Source organism: Rheinheimera sp. MMS21-TC3 (assembly GCF_032229285.1).
Lineage (GTDB): Bacteria > Pseudomonadota > Gammaproteobacteria > Enterobacterales > Alteromonadaceae > Alishewanella.
On record NZ_CP135084.1, the window covers coordinates 1,109,673 to 1,127,200 of the forward strand.

At 42.7% G+C, this 17,528-nt stretch carries 10 protein-coding genes; 4 read left to right on the forward strand and 6 right to left on the reverse strand.

Annotated elements, in window-relative coordinates:
- Positions 1-66: 66 nt before the first annotated feature.
- Entirely contained in the window at positions 67-6,249 is a 6,183-nt protein-coding gene (locus RDV63_RS05680) for an LPD5 domain-containing protein (protein ID WP_409934852.1), read from the forward strand.
- Here the strand turns inward: RDV63_RS05680 and RDV63_RS05685 are convergent.
- The gene (locus RDV63_RS05685) at positions 6,239-6,457 is read right to left on the reverse strand and encodes a hypothetical protein (RefSeq protein ID WP_313908540.1); all 219 of its coding nucleotides are present in this window, start codon (positions 6,455-6,457) and stop codon (positions 6,239-6,241) included. The genes RDV63_RS05680 and RDV63_RS05685 overlap by 11 nt on opposite strands.
- A gap of 132 nt (positions 6,458-6,589) precedes the next feature.
- Between RDV63_RS05685 and typA the strand changes: the two genes are divergently transcribed.
- From typA to RDV63_RS05700, 3 genes are all read left to right on the forward strand, one after another.
- The gene (gene typA / locus RDV63_RS05690; protein ID WP_313908541.1) at positions 6,590-8,410 is read left to right on the forward strand and encodes a translational GTPase TypA; all 1,821 of its coding nucleotides are present in this window, start codon (positions 6,590-6,592) and stop codon (positions 8,408-8,410) included.
- Between the two features lie 144 nt (positions 8,411-8,554).
- Complete coding sequence (locus tag RDV63_RS05695) at positions 8,555-9,415, forward strand: virulence factor BrkB family protein (protein WP_313908542.1); 861 nt, start codon at positions 8,555-8,557, stop codon at positions 9,413-9,415.
- A 50-nt stretch (positions 9,416-9,465) separates the two neighbouring features.
- Entirely contained in the window at positions 9,466-10,377 is a 912-nt protein-coding gene (locus tag RDV63_RS05700; RefSeq protein ID WP_313908543.1) for a bifunctional GNAT family N-acetyltransferase/hotdog fold thioesterase, read from the forward strand.
- Here RDV63_RS05700 and rlmF read toward each other — a convergent pair.
- The 5 genes from rlmF to hutC all read right to left on the reverse strand — a co-directional run bounded on the left by rlmF (position 10,367) and on the right by hutC (position 17,476).
- Positions 10,367-11,263, reverse strand: a complete 897-nt coding sequence (rlmF, locus tag RDV63_RS05705) for a 23S rRNA (adenine(1618)-N(6))-methyltransferase RlmF (protein ID WP_313908544.1) — start codon at positions 11,261-11,263, stop codon at positions 10,367-10,369. The genes RDV63_RS05700 and rlmF overlap by 11 nt on opposite strands.
- Before the next feature lie 84 nt (positions 11,264-11,347).
- Positions 11,348-13,375, reverse strand: coding sequence for a methyl-accepting chemotaxis protein (locus RDV63_RS05710; protein WP_313908545.1), 2,028 nt, complete (start codon positions 13,373-13,375; stop codon positions 11,348-11,350).
- 145 nt (positions 13,376-13,520) lie between these two features.
- Complete coding sequence (gene hutH, locus RDV63_RS05715) at positions 13,521-15,056, reverse strand: histidine ammonia-lyase (protein WP_313908546.1); 1,536 nt, start codon at positions 15,054-15,056, stop codon at positions 13,521-13,523.
- An 18-nt stretch (positions 15,057-15,074) separates the two neighbouring features.
- Positions 15,075-16,748, reverse strand: a complete 1,674-nt coding sequence (gene hutU / locus RDV63_RS05720; protein ID WP_313908547.1) for a urocanate hydratase — start codon at positions 16,746-16,748, stop codon at positions 15,075-15,077.
- Positions 16,748-17,476 (reverse strand): histidine utilization repressor, encoded by a 729-nt coding sequence (hutC, locus tag RDV63_RS05725; protein ID WP_313908548.1) that lies wholly within the window; start codon positions 17,474-17,476, stop codon positions 16,748-16,750. Before hutC ends, hutU begins: the two co-directional genes overlap by 1 nt.
- Between the last annotated feature and the right edge of the window lie 52 nt (positions 17,477-17,528).

The following is a 17,528-nucleotide window of genomic DNA, read 5'->3' on the forward strand; positions in this document are numbered from 1 at the left end:
GCATCAAACGACCGCTTTTTAAGGGGATTTGCAAACAAGCTTGGCAATAATGAAATTGGCTCTTACATGACTTCGGATGGTCAATGGAACAAAACCTTTAAAGACAGAGTACAGAACGCAATATTTGCAAAAGGCTATGATGATACCGACTTACTAAGCAGTATTAGCGAGTCAACTAACCCTGACAGTAAAAACTTACTAGCCGCACTTATGAATGTTGCCGGTAAGCTTGGTTCAATACGGGCAATGGATGCCGATATTGGCAAAAATTTATCTAGCGCATTTACGCAGGCGGCAAGTTTGTTTGCAAAAGCTAAGCGCGATGGCACAACAGTTAAAGCAATTGACGCACAAGCAGACATGCTAACCGGCCACACTGATGCTGATATTGTTGCGCTAGCCACAGCACTAGAAAGTGCAACGCGTAGCGGCAAGCGAATGACCGCACTATTAAACGATATTGTTTCAACCGTGTTGACCGATACGCAGAATATGGGTCAAACTGATATATTTACCGGCAAGCCAGGCGCACGCCCAAACCCAAATGAGGTTATCCGTAATGCAACAGAGCAACAACAGCAAACCGACACAACAGGAGCGACAGGCTTATTTGACGGCACTCAAGACAGGCAAGCCGACACCACAGAGCAGCCAAGCATTCAACAAGATACTGAATCAAGCGAAAGCGAAAGCAGACCAAGTGAAGTAAGCCCGCAGGCTGAAACAACCAACCAGACCCCGGCCGATGCTGGGGTTTCTGTTTCTGAGTCGGAGCAAATTGAAAGCGCCGAGCAGTCCGCACCTATAGAGGACTTTGGCGAGAAGCTGGGCGGCGCTAGAAAAGATGTCTGGGGTGGTTTTGCTGATGCTGTTACCGATGAAATAAACACTCGCGAACTGCCGCTATCAAAAGCATTCCCTGAGCCGGACTATGTGAAAATGGCCGCTGATGGCGTGCCTATGGAAACGCTGGCAATCATTGCGGCTATGCGTGCAGAGATCCCCGCTAAGCCTAGAGTAGCTTACAAAGTAAACCGGTGGGCTGAAAACGTAGATATTTTCAGAGACTTTGCAAGTCAGCTAGTTAATGGCGAAGTTACACCGCAAGAAGCAATAAAGGCGATGAAGTTAAAAGGCAATCCGCTTAATGAAATTGCTGATGCTATTCCAGCTATAGCCAAAGCTAACCCTGAGCAATTAAAGCTAGCAGCAAAATACCGGGTTGGCTCTGGTTCGTTTGGTATTTTCCGTGGTGTAACGTATAGCCCCAACAAAGTGTTTTACTTTCCTAAGCTTGGCAACACTGAAATGCTAAGTATTGCCAGTGAAAACAAGCAAGATGCGCTGGATAACCTAGAAAGTCTTATAGCAAAAGAGGCCGAAGTTAACCCAACGGGTGCAGCGATAAAGAAAAGTAAGATAAGTGTTTACTCTGATCGCTATACCAAGCAAGTTTATTTAGGTTGGAAAGGCAGTTCTGGCGTGCTGAGAATTCAAGAATTTGACTCAATACAAGCTGCGCGTGATCACCTTAAAAATAATCGCGACGATGTTGAGGCTAAGCTAAAGCAAATAAAAGAAACTCCATCTATGCGACGGCCTGAAAACCAAGACAGAATTGGCCCTGAAAGGTTTGCTGGCAATGTCACACCGTCTATTTTTGCTGATACCTTTGGTTTTAGAGGTATAGAGTTTGGCAATTGGGTAGAGCAAGGCCGTAGGCAGAAAGATTTAAACGAAGCATACGACGCACTAATGGATCTGTCTGATGTACTTGGTGTGCCGCCTAAAGCATTAGCTTTGAATGGTGAATTAGGTATGGCGTTCGGTGCGCGTGGTACTGGGGGTAAGCGTGGCTTTAAAGCGCACTACGAACCTGACTATGTTGCGATCAACCTAACCAAAGGGCAAGGGGCAGGATCATTAGCGCATGAATGGTGGCATGCAACCGATAACTATTTTTCAAGAATGGCTGGCAAGCCTACTCGTTATTTAACCGAGGGCTCTGGTGTTCGCGGTGGTGATTTGCGGCCAGAAGTTCGCATGGCCTTTGATGAATTAATGACAGCCATTAAAAAAACCGATGTCATTGACCGGGCGGCAAACTTAGACAAGCGCCGCAGCAAATCTTATTGGTCAACTAACGTTGAAGCGTCAGCTAGATCATTTGAAGCCTTTATTATTGACGAGTTAGCAAAAAAAGACTTTAACAACGATTACCTTGCTAATATTCTTGAGGCAGAAGCTTGGGATGCCCTAGAAAGCATGAATGGTAATTTGCCTAATCAAACATACCCGTACCCAACTAAAGCAGAACAAGAGACAATAAACCCCGCCTTTAGAAAACTATTCGAAACACTACAAGTAAAAGAAACCGATAAAGGCACGATGCTGTTTAGCAAAGCCAACTACGACAAAATGCGCAACCAGAAAGCCAAAGGCGTACCAGCCGCACAGATTGAGCGCATGGTTAGCCAGTTTATGAAAAAGTTAAACGGTGCCAGTGGCATTAAAGTTAAGGTGCTACGCAACCAGTCGGAAGCAGAGCTTGCTTTTAATATGTCACTGTCTGGTAGCATTGTTCGCGGTGCGTATGACGATAAAACCAAAACCGCATTTTTAATAGCTGAAAACTTTGAAAACTTAGAGCATGCAAAGCGCACTCTGGCGCATGAAGTTATTGCGCATGGTGGCTTGCAATCAGTTATTGGCGTAGCTACTTACAACCAATTTTTGCAGCGTGTAAATAGCACCAGAACCAAGGCTTCATTCCGTGGCAGATGGTCAGGGATTATGAACGACTACGGCGACCTAACACCAGAAAAGCAGGCAGAAGAATTCTTTGCTCGGTTCGTTGAAGATCAGCCAGATAACGGCAGCTTAAAGTATTGGTGGCAGTCAATGTTACGCTGGCTTAACAACCAATTAGCTAAAGTAGGCATTACCCGTGCCGGTGATCCAGATATTGCAGCCATGACAAATATGGTTGATAGTATCGTCCAAGGGTTTAAAAGCGGTAAAGCACCGCGCAGGCAGGTAGGTAAAGCAGTGGCGTTTGATCAGCAAAGTCAAACCAATACCGAGGCATTTAAAAAATGGTTTGGTGATAGTAAAGTTGTGGATGAAAACGGCGATCCTAAAGCTGTATATCACAACACCAACTCAGAATTTTCTACGTTTAAAGCCGGCGAGCGAAGCGGGCTTAGCGGAAAGGGAATTTATTTTTCCGACTCGCCATTACCACAGTTTGGCAAAAGGCAGATTAAAGCCTATTTGAAGATAGAAAACCCTATAACAAGAAAGACTGAATTACCTGGAATGAGGGAGATAAATTCGTCTGGCATGCCCACTAAGTTTATAGATGATATTTTTGAAAAGTTCCCTGAATTTGACGGAATCATTAACAGAAGTGAGATAGTAGTTAAGCATCCAAGCCAAATAAAATCAGCCACCAACAACAATGGCGACTTTGATCCTGACAATCCAGATATTATGTTCAGCCGCACAGCTAACCCAACTGCAGATCAAGACACCAGCTTAGCTGACCGAATTGCCAAAGCGGTAAAGCCTAAAGACCGTTTTGCTAAATCAAAAAAGCCTGAATGGGAAGCGCTAAACGCCAAGCTGCGCGAGTCCGATAAAACACTAGGCAGTAAAATTAAAAAGGAATTATCACGCTGGATTATGCCTGGCGGCAATATGCCAGAAGTGGTTAAACAGGCTGTTCGTGGACGCGACCGTGATGTTACTGTGCATGAATTTGATATTTCAATGTTAGTTGGCAAGCTGGACGAAGCCATAAAAGCAGGTGGCGTTAACCCGAACAAGTTAACCGATGCGCAGTGGGAAAAATATCACAGCTTTATTACTGGACAAGACAGCGTTACTGGCTTGTCTGACGCAGAGCGTAATGCCTTAATACTAATGCGGCAGCATATTGACGGCCTAACGCAAGACTATGTTGGTGCTGTTACCAACAAGCTGCAGCAACGGCTTGAGCAGGACGGAAAAGATGATCCGGCAGAAATGGCAAGGCTGGAAAAAATGATAGGCAACATTGGCAAGTATTTAAACCGAAGCTACAAAGCGTTTGATGATAAAGAATGGTTTAAGAAAATACCGACTGATGTTATTGATAACGCCAGGGACTACCTGATTAATCAGTACACGCAATCAGGTGACAGCCAAGCAGAAGCAGCACGAAAGGCCGAAGTAACTATCAATGAGATAGTAAAAACTGGCACGGCCTACGACAGCCTGGGTGCGTTTATATCTGAAAGCAAGTTAGGCTCTAAAGATTTATCGACACTTATACAGCGCAAAGATATTTCACCAGAAATACGAGCGCTGCTTGGCGAGTACCGCGATCCGCGAATTAACTATGCTAAGTCGGTTTCAAAAATGTCGGCAATGATAGCTAACGACAAGTTGCTTAGCACTATACGCGATATGGGTATGGGGTCGTTCCTGTTTGAAAAAGACAACAGGCCACCAGAAGCAACTGTGCAGCTAGCCGGTGAAAGCTCAGACACTTACGCGCCACTTAACGGAGTGTGGACAACGCCAGAAATTAAGCAGGCGTTTGAAGATGCAATGGGCGGCAAGAAAGGCGAGGGTTGGCTTGAAACAGCTATTAGAGTTAACGGCTTTATCAAGTATGGCAAAACCGTACTGTCACCAACTACTGCTATGCGTAACGTAATGTCGTCTTACTTTTTTACTGTAGCTAACGGCCACTTTAATCAAAAGTACATGAAACAAGCGGTAGCCGCTTTTAATGCACAAGTAAAAGGCAAGGTTACTGATGGCGAGTCTGATTACATGAAGCGCTTAATAAAGCTTGGTGTTATTTATGACTCAGCTAACGCGGGTGAAATGGTCCGCATGATGACAGATGGCAAAGTAAGCGAGTGGCTAGAGGGTAAAAGCGGCGCAGCATTTGACGGTTTGCGCTGGGTAACTAATAAAGCGACTGGATTTTATCGGTTTGGTGATGACTTTTGGAAAATTGTAGGCTTTGAAAACGAAAAGGCTGCATTAATTCGGGCGGGCATGGCAGAGCCAGAAGCCGAAGCGATGGCAGCAGAGCGCATTCAAGACACCTACCCAACCTATAGCCGCGTTGGTAAAGCGGGAGTGAGGCTATCCCGCTTCCCGTTGGTTGGTACATTCGTATCGTTCCCGGCAGAGATAATTCGCACCACTGGCAACCTTATTAAATTGGCCGCAAGTGAAATTAAATCTGATAATCCTGAAATACGGGCTATGGGCGCAAGGCGTATTGTTGGCATAACCTTATCAAGCGGCGGCATGTTTGCTTTGTCTGCATTAAGTGCTGCAATGTTTGGCGTTGATGATGACGACGAAGAAGCACTGCGAGATATGACAGCTGACTGGCAGAAAAACTCTACCTTTATTTATGCAGGTCGCGATAAAGACGGTAACCTAAGATATTTTGATATGTCATTTATTGATCCGTATGGCTACTGGAAAAGGCCAATTGAAGCAATGATGCGTGATCAGCCAGTAGATAAAGCAATAGCATCGTCTATGCGCGATATGTTATCGCCGTTTTTTGGTGTTGATATTTCTGCTGGTAAAATATTTGAAGTGTTAAGCAATAAAAAAGAAAGTGGCGGTAAAGTGTTTAAAGAAAACGATTCTGTTTTGCGTAAATCAAGTGATATTGCCAAGCATGTTGCACTAGGTCTAGCGCCTGGTGCAGCTAATAACGCATGGCGAATAGCAATGGCAGCAGGCGACGTTAAGCGCTCAACCGGGAAGCCTTATAGTATGTCTGATGAAATGCTGGCTTTAATGGGGTTCCGCAGCTCTACTTTTGACCCTAAAGTAAGTTTGTATTACCGGACTTTTGATTTTAATAGTTCAGTAGCAGAAGCACGCCAAGAGCTTAGCGGTGTATTGCGCGACCCTAACAAAGTGTCTGACAACGATATAGCAGCAGCTAAGAAGCGTGCAGAGCGCAAACAAGAGGCAGCATTTAAAGAAATGACAAGGCTGGTTAGTGCAGCTCAAACGGGAGGATCATCAAGAGCAGAGGTAATACAGATATTGCGCTTAGCTGGCATAAGCCAAACTAACGTAGGCTATTTAATGAGTGGCAGAGTGCCACCAGTTAATTTATCTGATACTTCATTTGATAGCGCAGTTAAACGAGCGCAATTAATAATGAACGATGAAGCAGCTAAAGAGGTTAGATCTAGATTTAGCCGGATAGTTAAGCAGTAACCCCACCAAGTAACAAAACAATCATGCAGCCAAGGCCGAGCAAAAAGAATAATCCTTCTTGCTGTTCGCGCCAGGTTGCTGATCCTTTCCCGCCAAACTGAAAACATAGCAAGCCGATTGCTATGACTGGCAAACCTAAAAGCCAACCAACATTCTCACCTAACGAATACCCAGCAATAACTAAAGCCAGCATTAAAATGATGTGCATAGAGTAATTCTCAAATAAATTACAAACAGCATAGCAAAGTAGGGTAAAATAACACAACTAAAGTGATGTACTTCTATATGTGTGTACATACTGGTGTACATAACTAAATTTTAAAGCAGCGAGTAAAAGTAAATGTCTAATGATTTGAATATGTTACGGAATATAGCAATTATTGCCCACGTTGACCACGGCAAAACAACTTTGGTCGATAAATTATTACAGCAATCAGGCACTTTTGATGCTCGCGCTAAATTAAAAGAGCGAGTGATGGACTCCGATGCGCAGGAATCTGAACGCGGTATCACTATCTTAGCCAAAAATACTTCAGTACGTTGGAATGGTTATCACATTAACATTCTAGATACCCCAGGTCACGCCGATTTTGGTGGTGAGGTTGAGCGTGTATTATCAATGGCTGACTCTGTTGTATTATTGGTAGATGCAGTTGATGGCCCTATGCCACAAACCCGCTTTGTTACTCAAAAAGCTTTTGCTCATGGCTTAAAACCAATTGTTGTGGTTAATAAAATTGACCGCCCAGGCGCACGTCCAGATTGGGTAATTGACCAAGTATTCGATTTATTTGATAACTTAGGTGCCACAGATGAGCAGTTAGACTTTCCAGTTGTGTTTGCTTCAGCATTAAATGGTTGGGCTACTTTAGATTACAATGTTAAAAAAGAAAACATTGATGACTTATTTGCTGCCATCGTTAAACATGTTGCGCCACCGGCAGTAGAGTTAAATGGCGAAACCCAAATTCAAGTATCACAGTTAGACTACTCTAGTTACTTAGGTATTATCGGTATTGGCCGTATTAAGCGCGGTACTTTAAAACCAAATCAACAAGTGACTATTCTTAGTGCTGATGGTAAAAAGCGTAATACTAAAGTAGGCCAAGTATTTGGTTACTTAGGTTTAGAGCGAGTTGAAACCGATGAAGCTACTGCAGGTGATATTGTTGCTTTTACCGGTTTAGGTGAGCTGAAAATTTCAGATACAATTTGTGCAACAACTAAACCAGAAGCTTTACCACCACTGACCATAGATGAACCAACAGTAACGATGACTTTCCAAGTTAATACTTCGCCGTTTGCGGGTAAAGAAGGTAAGTTTGTTACATCTCGGCAAATTTTAGACCGTTTACATGCTGAGTTAAAGCATAACGTAGCTTTACGGGTTGAAGAAACTGAAGATGGTGATAAGTTCCGCGTTTCAGGCCGTGGTGAATTGCACTTAGGCGTATTAATTGAAAGTATGCGTCGTGAAGGTTACGAGCTAGCTGTATCACGCCCTGAAGTTATTATGAAAGAAATTGATGGCCAGAAAATGGAACCAATGGAAAACGTTACCATTGACTGTGAAGAACAGCATCAAGGTTCAATCATGGAAAAAATGGGCGAGCGTAAAGCTGAGATTACTAACATGCAGCCAGATGGTAAAGGCCGTATTCGTTTAGACTTTATGATGCCAAGCCGTGGTTTAATTGGCTTTAGAACAGACTTTATGACTATCACTTCTGGTACTGGTTTAATGTACCATAGTTTTGATCACTACGGTCCTTATAAAGGCGGTACTATTGGTCAGCGTATGAATGGCGTTATGATTTCTAATGCTATGGGTAGAGCCGCAGGTTATGCGATTTATTCGCTACAAGAACGTGGCCGGATGTTTATTGGCCATGCCGAAGAAGTTTATGAAGGCCAAGTTATTGGTATTCATACTCGGACTAATGATTTAACTGTTAACTGCTTAAAAGGTAAACAGTTAACTAACGTACGTGCTTCAGGTACTGATGAAGCTATTACTTTAGTACCACCTATTCGTTATACCTTAGAACAAGCGCTAGAGTTTATTGATGATGATGAACTTGTTGAAGTAACGCCTAAGTCTATTCGTTTACGTAAACGTCATTTAACCGAAAATGAGCGTAAGCGCGCTAATCGTGGTTAATTTAGCCTCCTAGCTGTATTTAATATTAAAAACCGGCCTAAGTGCCGGTTTTTTGTTACTTAGCAACCTAAGAAAGATAGAGTTGCTGGTTGCTAGCTAGCTTTTCTTGTATCCTTTTACTGTATTGGAAATAAAGGACACCTTATGCTTCCCGACTGGCAAATTAAATTCGATAACGTTTTGCGTTTTATTAAACTGTATATTCAGCGCTGTCAGCAAGATCAAATTACCATGATCGCCGGTTACCTTGCCTATATCTCACTATTGTCTTTGGTACCTTTTATCGCGGTGATGTTTACCATGCTGCGAGCCTTTCCTATGTTTAGTCAGTTTAGACAGAATATAGAAGACTTTATTTACGCTAATGTTATTCCTTCGCGTGGTGACGAGATCCAGCAATATGTTAGCCAATTTATTGGTAATACAGGAGGAATGACCGCAGTAGGTATTGCAGCCTTAGTGGTTGTAGCCTTGTTACTAATTAATAATATAGATAAAACTTTAAATAAAATATGGCGAGTCAGCAAAAGACCTAGACCTATCATTTCCTTTTCTATTTACTGGATGATATTAACCTTAGGACCAATTTTATTTGGCTCATCCATTGCCCTTAGCTCTTACTTAGTCGGGCTAACTCGCTTTGCTGATGATTATACCCCAGGTTTTTCAACGGCAATTTTAAGCATAGTGCCATCTTTGATGTCATTATTAGCATTTTTTATTTTATATCTAGTAGTGCCTAATATTAAAGTGAGGGTTAACCATGCTATAGCAGGAGCATTTTTGGCAACAGTGCTGTTTGAGTTCTTTAAGCGTGCTTTTGCTTTTTATGTCACAAACTTTCCATCATACGATACTATTTATGGTGCCTTAGCCTTAGTGCCAATTTTATTTGTTTGGGTTTACTTGTCTTGGGTTGTAGTGTTACTAGGCGCAGAGCTAACGGCATTACTGCAACAGCTAGATGCCGATAAACAAGCACAAGAAAGTGATGATACGGCTTAGCGAGTGCGAATAATTTAGTTACTTTTAACCTTATTGATTGGAAAAAAACAATGAGACACTGGCAATTACGCGAGCCACAAACAAGCCAAGAGTGGCAACAATATTATCAGTTACGCTGGCAAGTGTTACGACAACCTTGGCAGCAGCCGCAGGGCTCAGAGCAAGACGACTTAGACGCTACAGCTTATCATTTATTATTGATTAATGAAGCTGGTGATATTGCTGCGGTAGGGCGTATACATCAGTGCCAAGATAAAACCGCGCAAATTCGCTATATGGCTGTGGCTGAGGCTTATAGAGGTAAAGGAGCAGGACGGCGTATTTTACAAGGGTTAGAGCAGCAAGCTGTTTTATGGCAATGTGTAAGTGTTATCCTCAATGCCAGAGAGTCTGCTATCGCCTTTTATCAAGGCTTAGGTTATCAAGCTAAGGGAGAAGCGGAAGCTCTGTTTGGTATTGCTCATACTAAAATGGCCAAGGTAATAAAATTAGCGGCAACTAGGGCAGAATTTTCGCAGTGGTGCCAACAGCTAGGGCAAACCTGGCAGCAGACCATCCCTATGAGCCAGTTTATGCAAATAAGCATTAATGGCTTTGATGGTAATACCTTTAGTTGCCAAGCTCCTTTAGCACCCAATATAAACCTGCATCAAACCATGTTTGCAGGCAGTATCTACACATTGGCAACTTTAACCGGCTGGGGCATGTTATATTTACAGCTACAAGCTCAAAACCTAAGCGGTGATATGGTTTTAGCTGAAGGCAATATTCGTTATTTTGCACCGGTATCGATAAACCCTGCAACTCGTTGTCAATTACAGCACTGTATTGGTGATCTTACCCCGCTGGCTAGCGGTAAAAAAGTATCACAAAGGATAACAGTGACTGTGTTATCTGATAATAAAGTGGCAGCAGAATTTAGCGGCCGTTATGTGGTGCTACCTAAAAAGGCTAGTCAGTAAAACGCCAAGCTAAGAGTAAGCTGGTTTTTTGGCCTTGCTGCATTTTCTGCTGCTTTATAACCACCTTGTTATATTTAGCTAATAAGGCCAATAAAGGTTTATGGTGCTGGCGCTGGGAAACTAGGGTTGTAAACCAACCTACCTGTTTAGAAAATAGATAACTTTCTGCAATCATATTACTAATAAAGTTAAGTTCACCACCTTCACACCAAAGCTCGCTGGCGCTACCTTTGAAGTTGCGGCCTTGATTAGGTTTACCTAGTTTTTGCCACTTTTGTTTATTAACGGCAGTGGCTTCTTTGGCTGAACCATAAAAGGGTGGGTTACAAACGGTTAAACTAAAATACTCATTAGGTTGAATAATGCCCTGAAAAATATGCTGACTTTGTTTTTGTTGGCGCAGCGTGATTTTCTGCTGCAAATTTTTATTGGCATTAATAATAGTTTGCGCCACTTGTAATGCTTTAGCATCAATATCGCTACCTATAACCTGCCAGCCAAAGCTTCGACTAGCCAAAATGGGATAAATACAGTTAGCACCACAGCCAATATCTAACATTTTAATAGAAGACTTAGTTTGGTGAGAAACCGCTGGTAACTCTGAAACTAAATCAGCCGCATAGTGTAAGTAATCGGCTCGCCCTGGAATAGGTGGGCATAAATACTCCTCAGGTAGCTGCCAAAAATTCACTTGATAATAGCTAGCCAGTAAGGCTGCATTTAAACTTTGTACTGCTTGAGGATTGCTAAAATTAATGGTCTTTAGCCCAGCCGGGCTGATTTGGATAAAAGATGTTAAAGCCGGATACTTTTGGCAAAGTAGAGTTAAATCATAGCGGCCCTGATGTGGGTTGTTAGGGTGTAAAAGGCTAGGTTTGATGCTCATAGTTTGCAGTAATAATCACTTTGTCTCTAGTGTAATGGAATGGCTGACAGGCTGCGACTAATATCAGCCTTGTTGGGGCATTAGTTAATGGATTTTAAAGGCACTAGTGTCTTGTTTTAATTGCGTGGCTAACTTCGCCATATCATCACTATGCGTTAAACTGCGTTGCGCTTTTTGGCTACTATCTTCGGCAATCATGACCATTTGCTGCATATTATCATCAATAGCTTGGCCTAATTTGAGTTGAGTTTCTGTTGCAGTGGCCACTTGATTGCTAAGATGCCTTGTTTGTTTTATGGCTTGATTAACTTCAGTTAAAGAAGTAACTAAAGTTGTCATTTGCTCTACGCATTTATCGGCATCTTGTTTACCTTGCATTATGGCAGATACCGCTTGTTTACTTTGTTGTTGCAAGGTTTCAATCATAGAACGGATCTCAGTAGTGGCAAGCTGGGTTCTACTGGCTAATGAGCGCACTTCATCGGCTACTACGGCAAAGCCACGGCCTTGTTCGCCAGCTCTAGCCGCTTCAATAGCGGCATTTAGTGCCAATAAATTAGTTTGCTCGGCAATCTCTCTAATAGTCGCTAAAATGCTACCTATATTATTGGCTTCTTCATTTACACTGTTCATCACGCCGCTAGTATTGGTCAACTGTAGCGCTAAACTATTAATTAAAGTATTGTTTTCGCTAGAAATACCATCAATAGCTGTACTTTGTTGCTGGGCAAGTTGCATAGCTGCTGAGGCCTCTGTAGATCTGCTAGCTATCTCACGGGTACTTTGGGCTAACTGTAAAGTAATATCACTGACTAAGGCAATTTGTTGTTGTTGCTGCTGTAGTGATTGATTAATCTCATCAACTTCAGAGCGAGATAAATTGGTGAACTGATCTAGTTCAAAAGCATTATGTTGAATAGTCACAATTAAGCCGCTTAAAGCTTGGGCTAGACTGTTTACTTTTGATGCTAAAGCGCCAAACTCATCTTTTTGGGTTACATTTAGTAGCCGTGTCAGATCACCTTTGGCTATTTCACCTAATATTTTGTTGATACCAGCAAGGGGTTTAAGCATAACATTGATGGTGAAATAGGCAGTGATAATAGCTAAAATAATTAATATTAGCGTTAAACCTGATGTTAGATTAGTGCCAGAGCTGACAGTACTGGTCATTTGTTGTTGTAAGTGACTAAGTTGGCTATCGGCAGCGCTAAGTAACGAGTCTAAGGCATTAATGGCAAGTTCTACTTTTTGTTCTGAAATAGCAAATTGCTGCCGAGCAAGGCTCTGCTGGATTAATTGCTGAGCTTTCATAGTGGCTAAGTTATTTTTATTTTGTAACCTCTGCCGTATCTCTTTGATTTGCTTTATAAACTCTGGCCATACACCAGCAGTATCTTGTTTTATTAATAAGTTGGCTAAATAGTCGATATTAACTTGCATATCGCTTAAAGAAAAGTTGATATTACGCTCATTACTTTCAGCTTTTTTCGGGTCTGTATCAGTTGTGACTTCTCTTAAGGTGTTCATTAAACCAATCAGTTGGCCATCTATTATATTGGCACTGCCGGAAATTAACTCTGCCAGTTGCTCATCTTTAAGTTCTATATATGAAATATCAAGTAAATTAGCGCCAGCCTTATCTATTAGCTGTTGTAGCTCTGAGTATTCGCTGTTTGTCCGCTGCTGAAAATCAATAGCTGCATGTCTAGCCTTAAACATAGCTAAAGCGGCCGTATTATAGTCTTTATAATGGAGTTGAAAGTTTTTTAGAATATTAACAAACTGCTTTTCGTCTGTTGTTAAGCTACTTAGTGCCGTTAATTGTTTATTTAGAGCTAATTCTGCGTTGTTAAACAACTGTTGATATTGGCTAATCTCAGTAGCGCCATCGGCGGTGTAACCTAAGGCAGATTGCTTGGCAAGTTTTAATAATTGAATTTGGCTGCTGTTGCTGTATTGCTGAATAGGAACGGCAATTTGAGTAACTTGTTGGTTAGAGTCATCTATATGTGAAAAGCTAACTAAAGCAAATCCGCTTGATAGCAGCAGCAATAAGGAAATAAAGCTAAAACCGATAATTACTTTATGGGCAACTGTCAGATTAGGCATTTACACGCTCCAAAATAAACTTACTTAAAGATAATAGAGCTTTGTGCTTGAGGATACAAATACTTAGATGGAAAATAGGTGGAGTTTGAAAACTACCTAAAACGATAGCTAGCTTATTTCGCTACCGTTTTAGGCTGTAAATAACTTAAAAGCTGCATAATACCTTAGCAGGCAATAAGCTATTTAATTGTTGTTGGCGCAGTACTTCTGCACTGCTATCTATGTCTGGTGCAAAATAGCGATCTTGCTGATAAAAACTCACCTTTTCACGCAAAATTTGCTTAGCTTGCTCTAATAAAGGTGTTGTTTTTAAAGGTGCTCTAAAGTCTAAGCCTTGAGCAGCAGCTAAGTATTCAACGGCTAATACACCTAAGGTGTTTTCAGCCATATCCGCTAGCCTGCGAGCTGCGAAGGTGGCCATAGAAACATGATCTTCTTGGTTAGCCGAAGTGGGTAAGCTATCAACAGAAGCTGGATGCGCTAGCGACTTATTTTCTGAAGCTAAGGCTGCAGCTGTGACTTGGGCTATCATAAAGCCACTATTAACACCGCCATTAGGCACTAAAAATGGTGGTAATTTACTTAAGGTCGCATCTATCAATAACGCCATACGACGCTCTGATAAGGCACCTATTTCAGCAATCACTAAAGCTAAGTTATCAGCCGCCATAGCAACTGGCTCAGCGTGGAAGTTACCGCCTGAGATAATGTCATTATCGTCCGCAAATACCAGCGGGTTATCGGTTACGCCATTGGCTTCAACTTCTAATACTGATGCAGCATGGCGAATTTGAGTTAAGCAAGCGCCCATAACTTGTGGCTGACAGCGTAAGCTGTAAGGGTCTTGTACTTTTTCACAGTTCGCGTGCGACAAACCAATTTCTGAGCTGTCTTGTAATAGGTGGCGATAAACAGCAGCAGAATCAATTTGACCTTGTTGGCCACGGGCCTGATGAATACGATCATCAAATGGCGAGCGACTGCCCATAGCTGCTTCTACGCTCATGGCGCCAATAACAGATCCAGCGGCAAATAAATCTTCCGCTCTAAATAAGCCTTCTAACGCAAACGCAGTTGAGGCTTGAGTACCATTTAATAAGGCTAAACCTTCTTTGGCGGCTAGAGTTACCGGCTCTAAATCAGCAAATTTTAAGCCTTCACGGGCATCATAAATTTGCCCTTTATAGCTAACTTCGCCTTCACCAATTAAAGGTAAAACTAAATGGGCTAAAGGGGCTAAGTCGCCTGAAGCGCCCACTGAACCTTTTTTCGGAATACAAGGGTAGACTTCGGCGTTAACCAGTTTAATTAAGGCTTCTATAACCTCTAGGCGAATGCCTGAAAAGCCGCGGGCTAATGAATTTATTTTTAACACTAGCATTAGACGCACCGTGCTATCGTCCATTAAGTCGCCATAGCCTGCCGCATGAGATAATACGATTGAGCGTTGTAATAGCTCTAATTCTTCGGTTTTAATTCGGGTGTTGGCTAATAAACCAAAGCCGGTATTAATACCATAAACCACGCGGTTTTCTTTAAGCACAGTGGCAACGCAGGCGGCTGATTTTTCAATACCTGCAATAGCTGAAGGATCTAAGCTTAATTGCACGGCTTGTTGTTGTACTTGGCGTAACTGGGCCAAGCTAAGCTTGCCTGGTACTAAATTTAATGAAAAGCTCATTCTATGTCTCCGTTACCTTTAACCATTAATCATTGGTAGGTCTAAATTTTGTTGTTTAGCGCAGTCTTTGGCAATGTCGTAGCCGGCATCAGCATGGCGCATAACTCCTGTACCTGGGTCATTCCATAATACGCGGCCTAAGCGGGCTTCAGCTGCATCAGTACCGTCGGCAACAATAACTACGCCGCTATGTTGGCTGTAACCCATACCAACACCACCACCGTGATGCAACGACACCCAAGTCGCGCCGCCTGCGGTATTTAATAAGGCATTTAATAATGGCCAGTCAGATACGGCATCTGAACCATCTAACATGGCTTCTGTTTCTCTATTTGGGCTGGCAACAGAGCCTGAGTCTAAGTGGTCTCGACCGATGACAATAGGGGCAGATAATTCACCACTTTTCACCATGTCGTTAAAGGCTTTAGCGATACGGGCCCGATCTTTTAAGCCAATCCAGCAGATACGCGCTGGTAAGCCTTGGAATTGGATCCGCTCGCGCGCCATATCAAGCCAGTTATGTAAATGCGGATCATCAGGGATCAATTCTTTCACCTTGGCATCCGTTTTATAGATGTCCTCAGGATCACCCGATAACGCCACCCAACGGAAAGGCCCTATGCCTTGGCAGAATAAAGGACGAATATAAGCAGGAACAAAACCTGGGAAGTCAAAGGCATTTTCTACGCCCATATCTTGGGCCATTTGGCGAATATTATTGCCATAGTCTGTTGCCACAGCACCGCGCGTTTGCATAGTTAAAATGGCTTTTACTTGCACCGCCATGGAGTTTTTAGCAGCTGTAACGACTTCATCTGGTGCGACTTTACGTTGCTCTTGCGCCTGTTGCATAGTCCAACCTTGTGGCAAGTAGCCATTAAGCGGATCATGGGCCGAGGTTTGGTCGGTAACCACATCTGGTGTAATGTTACGTGCTACTAATTCAGCAAATACATCAGCGGCATTGGCTAATAAACCGATAGAAATAGGTTTGCCATCTGCTTTAGCTTGTTCAAGCATGGCTAAGGCTTCATCTAGGCTCTGGGCTTTTTTATCGACATAACCGGTTTTTAAACGAAAATCGATCCGGCTTTCATCGACGTCACAAGCTAACATATGGAAGCCCGCCATGGTTGCGGCTAACGGTTGAGCGCCACCCATGCCACCTAAGCCACCGGTTAGGATCCATTTATTGCTAGGATCACCGTTGAAGTGCTGTTTAGCAATAGCAACAAAGGTTTCATAGGTGCCTTGTACTATGCCTTGGGTACCAATATAGATCCAAGAGCCTGCCGTCATTTGGCCGTACATCATTAGGCCTTTTTTATCTAACTCATTAAAATGTTCCCAGTTGGCCCAAGCTGGCACTAGGTTAGAGTTAGCAATTAATACTCTAGGTGCATCTGGGTGAGTAGGGAAAACACCAACAGGCTTACCACTTTGTACTAATAAAGTTTGGTTATCTTCTAAACGGTCTAGTACTTCAACAATTTTATCAAAGCATGCCCAGTCGCGCGCTGCGCGGCCAATGCCACCATAAACCACTAAAGATTGCGGGTGCTCTGCCACTTCGGGATCTAGGTTATTCATTAACATCCGTTTAGCAGCTTCGGTCTGCCAACTTTTCGTGCTGATACTCGTGCCACGGTCGGCACGGATAACACGGCTATTATCAATACGTGGATCAGTCATTAGATATTCTCTCTACTGGTCGGGAGTGAAAAATTAAGGTGACCGCCTAAACGATAGCGGCTACCTGGTGAAGTTAAATAAGCTAAACTCACAGCGCCTTCTCGGCTAAAGGTGCGCCGAGTTAAACGTAAACAGGGTTCAGCTTTTTTCAGTTGTAATTGCTGGCAAGTAAAGTGATCTGGCCAGATGGCTTCAACCGTATGCTCAGCTTCGGTTAAAGGGGCAATAAAGCTTAAATACTGGTGCGGTGTTTGACTGTTAAAATCTTGCTGCACATAGTCTGGCACTAATAAGGGGCTGACATAACGCGCTTCAAGTTGCAATGGCAGTTGATTTTCAATATGCACTATCAAGGAGAAATACACTGGTTGATTGCGCTTTAAGCCTAAAGCTTCAGCAATAACCGCAGGGCAGGGTAATTCCGTTAGTTGTACTAATTTGGCTTGATAACTATGGCCGCGGGCGTTTATTTCGTCTGCGATATTGCGTATTTCTAACAAAGAAGATTGCGATTTTAAAGCAGCAACAAAACTGCCCACACCTTGAGTACGATATAAAATGCCTTGCTCAGTTAGCTCTTGTAAGGCACGTCTTGCTGTCATGCGGCTAACGCTAAATTGGCCGGCTAAATCATTTTCTGATGGCACACGGCTATGTTCAGGCCAAGCGCCAATTTCGATTTGACCTAGCATGTATTCTTTTATTTCAGCATATTTAGCAACGGCCATTGAAGTTCCAATACCTAAAGATGATTAAGACTAAGGCAAAAAATATAGTATC